Genomic DNA, 6,740 nt, shown 5'->3' with positions numbered 1-6,740 from the left:
ATTGATTGAAATGATTGGGCAAGCTGATTACTTTATCGCTGATAAAGGCTATGACTCAGAGTCTATCAGAGACAAAGCTCGCAGCCATAATATGATACCTGTCGTTCCTAAAAGGAAAAATGCCAAACAGCCTAATCCAGAGTTTGATAGCTATTTGTACAAACGAGCCCATCCCGAATTCTGTGTAACTGCCCTTTAGATTAAATGCTTACTGATACGATCATCAAACATAATCATAAAGCGATTCAGAGCAGACGTCCAGTTACGAATAGGCATCGACCACTTTTTGGATGCCTGCTGGGTGGCTAAGTACACCACTTTAAACGCTGCCTGATCAGACGGGAACACCTTACGCTTATTCACCGCTGTCCGAATCACACTGTTTAGCGACTCTATCGCATTGGTGGTATAGATCACTCTTCTGATGTCTTTAGGATAACCAAAGAACACCGTTAAGCCCTCCCAGTTATTGCGCCAAGACTTGATGACATGCGGGTACTCTTTGCCCCATACTTCATCAAAGTGCTCAAGGTTGGCCTCTGCTATCTCAAGCGTATCAGCGCCGTAGATGGCCTTTAAATCAGCCGCTATTGCCTTCTTATCTGTCCAAGGTACGAACTTCATCGAATAGCGCACCATATGAACAATGCAAAGCTGGACCTGAGCGTGAGGATAGACGGTGTTAATGGCATCGGGGAAGCCCTTTAAACCATCGACACAAGCAATAAGAATGTCCTGAACGCCGCGGTTTTGTAGTTCAGTGAGAACACCTAGCCAGAACTTAGCGCCTTCATTCTCTGAGAGCCACATACCAAGCAGCTCTTTTTTACCGTCAAGCCCCACGCCTAGCGCCAGATAGATAGCCTTGTTGATGATCTGCTTGTCTTGACGTACTTTGACGACGATGCAGTCTAAATAGACGATAGGATAAACACTGCTCAGTGGCCGGTTCTGCCAAGCGGTGATGTCATCTAATATATTATCGGTGACTCTTGAGACAAGAGAGCTTGAGATGTCGACATCGTAGAGCTCTTTAATGCTCTCTACGATCTCAGTGGTGGTTTGACCCTTGGCGTAAAGGAATATGATCTTGTCATCAAGGCCACTAATACGGGTTTGATGCTTACTGACAAGTACAGGCTCAAAGCTGCTATCACGGTCTCTTGGGGTGGATATCTCAAGCTCGCCTGTGTCACTGCGGACGGTCTTTTTAGTGTGCCCATTGCGCTTATTAGGCTTGTCTGCTTTCTCATGCTTGGGATAGCCGAGATGGTCTTCCATCTCAGCCTCTAAGGCAGTATCGATAAAGGATTGCATGAGCTGCTTTTGGAAGTCTTTGATGTTATCAAAGCTTTTCATGCTACCAGCCATTTGCTCGGCCAGTTTCTTAATGTCAGATTGGGTAGTCATTGCTTATTCTCCGGTTAGTGGATTATAAGCAGTTACACAGTTTTTAGGAAAGGCTCGTACAAACTGCGTCATCTTGTTGAAAATATGTTTGCAAGGCTTAAGCATTTTCGTAGTATCGCTACTCGCTATGAGAAGTTAGCGCGTAATTTTAAGTCAATGCTTTATCTGGCGTGTACTATCGTTCATTGTAAGATGAATTGAAGACACGCCCTAGCTAAAATGACACTTTAGTTGCTCCAACTCTGCAAATACCTCTTTATTTTATTATGCTCTATTTATCGACTGTTATACAACATAGTGCAACAGCATAATCGGAGCTAGATAATGATTCAGCAAGAGCATACACCGCATTTAGAGCCGCAATCACCGCATAACGCGCCTAACAATATATTAAAACGGCTACTGCCAATACTTAAAACAATACTCAGTATTTTACTACCTTATTTGCTATCACCATCTGATATCAGTATTCATATCCATCACATTAATATCCTGTTTTAAAGCTAAAAATCTTAGCACTACCCTAGCAGATACTTGTCATCTATAGACTTTTATAGAGCGAGCCGTTAGGGTAAATGCTACATCTTTACACTGGTTTACTCTATGATCGAGCCTGTCAATCAGCCCACATTTAATCGCCTCATGGATGACGCTCCTTGGGAACGTTACCGCCGACCCTATGTGCGCGATTTAGCTTATGTACTAGCATGTCCCAATGTTTTGACACAATGGCTAGACTTTGCGCCGCATCAGAGTACACATACGGTTGCCGTGCATAGCGCGCAATTTTGGCAGGCGCAGTTTGAGACGTATGAGCAACGATTAACAGAGCTAGATACCACTGCCGCTTATCAATATCTGACTCGTTATTTACTCAAACGCCCTAGCCCCAATCGTCTGGGTTTTCATTTTGAAGGCTTAGTGTCATTTTGGTTAGAGGATGGGTTTGCACGCAAGCTGCATCCGTATGAGACACTGGCTAGCAATGTGCAGCTCTATAATGGCAAGCAGACAACTGGTGAGCTGGATTTGATCTTGTATAACCATGCAGAACAGCTGGTTGAACATTGGGAGCTAGCCATTAAGTTTTTTATGGGGTCAGCACCTTTTGAACCTGTGAACTGGGTTGGGATTAACTCCAATGATAATCTACAGCGCAAGATGACGCACATGCAAACCAAGCAGTTTCGAGCGGTGTGGGTAGATACAGAAAATCACGGACAGGTAAAAATCGATAAGCGTTATGGCATGATCAAAGGGCGATTCTTTTTACCGATTAATACAACTGATTGCGGCGATTATGATTGGCCATACTGGCTAACGCCGAACTTTCCGATACACGAATGGTGTGATAAGAGGGACATGGCAGGTCTTGCAACGATTGACACTACCGCTTTGCGAGCCGCGCATTATATTGAATGGTTCACCAAGCGCGACTTTTATGATGAGCGAAATGCTTATGATAGTCGCCAGCAGCCGATAGTTTGGTCAGATAGCGAACTACCTAAAACAGGTTTATATTTTGAAGGTAATCGACCAATCGTTATTTATCCAAGGCAGTCAGACCAGATCGATGAATAAATTTAGCTAACCTAAAATTTTAAAATGAAACTGCTTGGATAATGTTTTAGCCTTAACAATCGAGCAGCTTTCACAGAATGCTTAATAACTCTCAATCACTTGCATTAACTCATATCTAAGCATATCGGCACTCGGCATACGCTCAGCATGGAAGCGCACCATCGCAATACCTGCACTGGCAAGCGCCTTATCTTTTTTATCATCCGCTTTTTGGCGGGCTTTGCTACTATGTGTCCAGTCATCAAGCTCGATAGCGACCAAGGTAGTCTGAGCATCGACATCCACAATCACATAGTCAACGCTCTGGCGGCAAATACGATTGAACCAAAAGCTACGCTCTGATGTCTCGCTACTATTAGCTTCAATGATCCGTGACAGCTGTACTTGGACAAATATATGATACTCCGGCAGCGCATTTTTTAACTTATTAAAAAATATTACTTCCGTATCGGTCATGATTGGCATCGGAGCAAATGGCCAGATCGCTAGCTCATCACCGCGCACAGGTTTTGGAGCAGGCTCAACGACGGGGCGCTTTGCTAATAGCTTCGGTAACGTAATCAGCCCCAAAAACCCAACGGCCAATATTAAGAATATAACACCAAACGACATGGTTCTACCTTATACAGTATGAGAGTGATGGGCTAATTGTCATTATTGATAGCAATTAATAATGCGCCGACCACGACGAGGCAACCTATATAGGCTGACAGGTTATACAACAACGGATTATAAAAATGGCGCTCATCTTAACTAAGGCGGCGCCAATCAGCAATCTATAAAACAAAAAACACGACAGTATTTGTCGTGTTTTTATATAAAGTAGATAAAAGCCGCATTGAGACCGTTAGAAACGCTCTAGCTTAACGCCAGTAAAGCACCCAAGCGCTGGTCGTATTTACTTTAGGGTCACTATTGATTTTATCTTTTAGTGCTAAGGCTGCGACTTTGCCACGTTCAGGCCCAACCACGACACGAACACCGCGACTGGTCGCACTGGTCTTGACTTGATAACCTGCTGCTCGGAACTTTTTCGCTAACTCATCCGCTTTGGCTTGGTCATTTGCTAGAGCCACTTGCACTCCAAAGCTACCCTTAGCGTCTGTTTCTTTGACTTCTTTACGCGCTTCACTCAGTTTTTGCTGTGCTTCACGTTTGGCATCGGCAGATTTCTTCGCTAGCGCTTCTTCTTGTTGGCGCTTCTTCTCACGCGCTTGTTCGGCTGCCGCCGCTTCACGCTCCAGACGCTGTACCTGTTTGCTCGATGGGATGGTGATACTTTGACCCAGTTGTAGCGCTGCTGATGGAGATAGATTGTTAGCTTGAGCCAATACTTCTACAGGCATATTGTATTGTCTTGCCAGTTTTATGAGTCCATCGCCTTTCTTGATTTGGTATTCAGAAGGCGATTTTGGTGGCTCGTTTTTAGCCGCTTCAGCTGCTTCTCTTTTTCTCTCAGCCGCTGCTTGGGCTTCCGCCTGCTTTTTTGCTTCGGCTAGTTTCTCTGCCTCCGCTTGTTTTTTACTCTCAGCAAGTTTTTTGGCGGCCGCTTGCTCTTTGATAGCCGCTTGCCTTTGAGCTTCTTGTTGCTCTTGAGCCGCTTTTTGCTTCTCTGCTTCGCTAGACTTTGTAGTATCAGTAGTAGACTGACTCTCATTACGAGGCTGAACCGTTAGATCTGTAGTAACGTCTTTTGTAGCCTCTGTATTGGTAGTTTCATCAGTAGCTGGCGCACTATTATCGACATATTGCTGGCTCTCAGCACGTGCCTTAGCCAATGCTTCTGCTTCAGCAATCTCCTGCTCTGTCAAAAACTCTTTTGCACGTTTTTCTTGCTCTGCAACGCGAGCTGCACGCTCTTTTTGCTTTTGCGCAAGGATACGTTTTTCTGTTTCGATATCAGTTGTGAGCGGCTGCGGAGACTCTTGCTCCGAGCTTAGTTTGTCGACCATCGCTGACATCGGCTCTGGTTGGTCGCTATCGCCAATCTGTTGCACCATGGCGTATAGCATCACGCTACCGCCGATAATCATCCCAATGCCCAATAAGGCTTGTCTCGAAAAGTTCATCCGTTTACGTCTCTTAGTTGGTAATAAGGTTGATTGAGCGGCGCAGTGACTATCTCAAAGCAGTATATCCAATCGCTTTAATCATGATCTCTTACCGCCAGTTACTGTCAGTTAATGCCATCAGGGTTCAAAATTTGTGCCGACCATCTTCTATTAGTCTGGCAAATCATTTTGATTATAAAGCATATTTTTCATGCTGTCTGCTATCAGGCTATGACTAAGATTAACATTAAACCGGCGCTACTTTAACTTAAATTATCATACGCTAAGGGCACTTAACGCTTCCCCGATCGTATGAAACGAGCCACATACGACGATAAGGTCTTGCGGCTGGCTCGCCTCTATCACTGCATGGGTCGCTATATGCAGACCATCAAACGCATATATATTGGTGCTATCGACATATTTAACCAATACACCTTGCAGCTGCTCAGTAGTCGCGGCACGAGGATAATCAATCTCAGCGATAAACCAGTCACTAATCGGTAAGCCTGCTTGGGTTAAGCGCTGCACAACCTTATCAATATCTTTATCACCTAACATAGAAAATAGCATTTTTATCTTTGGTGTAGGGATATCCGCTGAGCTATCTTGATTACTTTGCTTGGCTACATGCTGCTGCCAAAACGGTGATAGCTGGGCTAATAAGAACTCAACGCCTTGCTCATTATGCGCCACATCAAACAACCAATGGCGGCTATGGTTCTCACGATAATCGAAGCGACCTGCCAGTTTGACAGTTTGTAGTGCTTGCTCAATGACCTTGATACCGACATCTAATGGACTTGCTAATACTGCTGATAATGCATTGGTCGTGTTAGTTAACGATAACGCAGGACGTGGTAACTGCAAGGTAACCGCCGCATTACTGTATTGCCAAGTCGTTGAATCAATATCGCGGTAGCTAAAATCTTGTCCTATTTGATAACAAGTTGCCTGCTGGGTATCGATAGATTGTTGCACGCTAACTGGCATCTCAGTACTACCATAAATCAGAGGAATGCCGTTGCGCAAGATACCTGCTTTTTCACGACCAATATCCTCGACATTGTCACCCAACCAGTCAACGTGATCGATACCGATATTGGTAATAACTGCCATGTCAGGATCAATAATATTGACCACATCTAGGCGGCCGCCTAACCCTACTTCTAATACCCACACGTCACAGTCTGCTTCAGCGAATATCAATAGCGCTGCTAGTGTGGTCATCTCAAAGAACGACAACGTCAACTCGCACTGTAAGCGTGCTGCTTCTACTTTGCTAAAAGCCTCAATCAGCGTCTGATCGCTGACCATCTCGCCATTGATACGTACACGCTCATTGAAGGCGCTAAGATGTGGCGACTGATATAGTGCCGTCTTATAACCTGCGGCTTTACACATTTCGGCGATGACAGCGGTTGTCGAGCCTTTGCCATTGGTACCTGCTACAGTAAATACATAAGCGTCATCTTTGGCTGATTGCACCACGCCTAACGCTTCTGCGACAGGCAATACACGTGACAATCCCATATCGATTGCAGACACATGAATCTGCTGCATATAATCGAGCCACTCAGTTAGGCTAGCACTTTCATTAGGACTATGGGCGTTGGGGCTGCGAAGGTCAGATGCTAAAAGGTCAGACATGGATAAAACCTATATAAAATTTAATAAGAGATAAAAATATATGTGTTG

Annotated in this window: 6 protein-coding genes and 2 pseudogenes; 4 read left to right on the top strand and 4 right to left on the bottom strand. The window is 44.7% G+C overall.

What is annotated here, in order from left to right:
• Positions 1-172 (top strand): annotated as a pseudogene (locus FQV37_RS11565) (transposase); the annotation flags it as partial.
• 23 nt (positions 173-195) lie between these two features.
• Here FQV37_RS11565 and FQV37_RS11560 read toward each other — a convergent pair.
• Positions 196-1,410, bottom strand: a complete 1,215-nt coding sequence (locus tag FQV37_RS11560) for an IS256 family transposase (protein WP_160023139.1) — start codon at positions 1,408-1,410, stop codon at positions 196-198.
• 57 nt (positions 1,411-1,467) lie between these two features.
• Between FQV37_RS11560 and FQV37_RS11555 the strand changes: the two are divergent.
• The 3 genes and pseudogenes from FQV37_RS11555 to FQV37_RS11545 form a co-directional block, all read left to right on the top strand.
• Positions 1,468-1,611: pseudogene (locus FQV37_RS11555) on the top strand (transposase); the annotation flags it as partial.
• Between the two features lie 123 nt (positions 1,612-1,734).
• Complete coding sequence (locus tag FQV37_RS11550; protein ID WP_160023137.1) at positions 1,735-1,911, top strand: hypothetical protein; 177 nt, start codon at positions 1,735-1,737, stop codon at positions 1,909-1,911.
• Positions 1,912-2,013: 102 nt separating this feature from the next.
• Positions 2,014-2,991, top strand: coding sequence for a DUF1853 family protein (locus FQV37_RS11545; RefSeq protein WP_160023135.1), 978 nt, complete (start codon positions 2,014-2,016; stop codon positions 2,989-2,991).
• Positions 2,992-3,072: 81 nt separating this feature from the next.
• Here FQV37_RS11545 and FQV37_RS11540 read toward each other — a convergent pair whose 3' ends face one another.
• The 3 genes from FQV37_RS11540 to FQV37_RS11530 form a co-directional block, all read right to left on the bottom strand.
• Positions 3,073-3,603 (bottom strand): DUF2726 domain-containing protein, encoded by a 531-nt coding sequence (locus tag FQV37_RS11540; protein ID WP_160023133.1) that lies wholly within the window; start codon positions 3,601-3,603, stop codon positions 3,073-3,075.
• Positions 3,604-3,854: 251 nt separating this feature from the next.
• Entirely contained in the window at positions 3,855-5,060 is a 1,206-nt protein-coding gene (locus FQV37_RS11535) for an SPOR and LysM peptidoglycan-binding domain-containing protein (RefSeq protein ID WP_160023131.1), read from the bottom strand.
• Positions 5,061-5,318: 258 nt separating this feature from the next.
• The gene (locus FQV37_RS11530; protein WP_160023129.1) at positions 5,319-6,692 is read right to left on the bottom strand and encodes a bifunctional folylpolyglutamate synthase/dihydrofolate synthase; all 1,374 of its coding nucleotides are present in this window, start codon (positions 6,690-6,692) and stop codon (positions 5,319-5,321) included.
• Positions 6,693-6,740: the final 48 nt, after the last annotated feature.

Origin of the sequence: Psychrobacter nivimaris, from assembly GCF_009812035.1 — a bacterium.
GTDB classification, from domain to species: domain Bacteria; phylum Pseudomonadota; class Gammaproteobacteria; order Pseudomonadales; family Moraxellaceae; genus Psychrobacter; species Psychrobacter nivimaris.
Note: the sequence above shows the minus strand (reverse complement) of the source record. Positions and strands in the feature narration are given on the sequence as shown.

What these genes read in the sequence shown, in the direction of transcription:
- FQV37_RS11550 (WP_160023137.1), top strand. Translation starts at nt 1,735, where the DNA reads ATGATTCAGCAAGAGCATACACCGCATTTAGAGCCGCAATCACCGCAT.
- FQV37_RS11540 (WP_160023133.1), bottom strand. Translation starts at nt 3,603, where the DNA reads ATGTCGTTTGGTGTTATATTCTTAATATTGGCCGTTGGGTTTTTGGGG.
- FQV37_RS11530 (WP_160023129.1), bottom strand. Translation starts at nt 6,692, where the DNA reads ATGTCTGACCTTTTAGCATCTGACCTTCGCAGCCCCAACGCCCATAGT.
- FQV37_RS11535 (WP_160023131.1), bottom strand. Translation starts at nt 5,060, where the DNA reads ATGAACTTTTCGAGACAAGCCTTATTGGGCATTGGGATGATTATCGGC.
- FQV37_RS11560 (WP_160023139.1), bottom strand. Translation starts at nt 1,410, where the DNA reads ATGACTACCCAATCTGACATTAAGAAACTGGCCGAGCAAATGGCTGGT.
- FQV37_RS11545 (WP_160023135.1), top strand. Translation starts at nt 2,014, where the DNA reads ATGATCGAGCCTGTCAATCAGCCCACATTTAATCGCCTCATGGATGAC.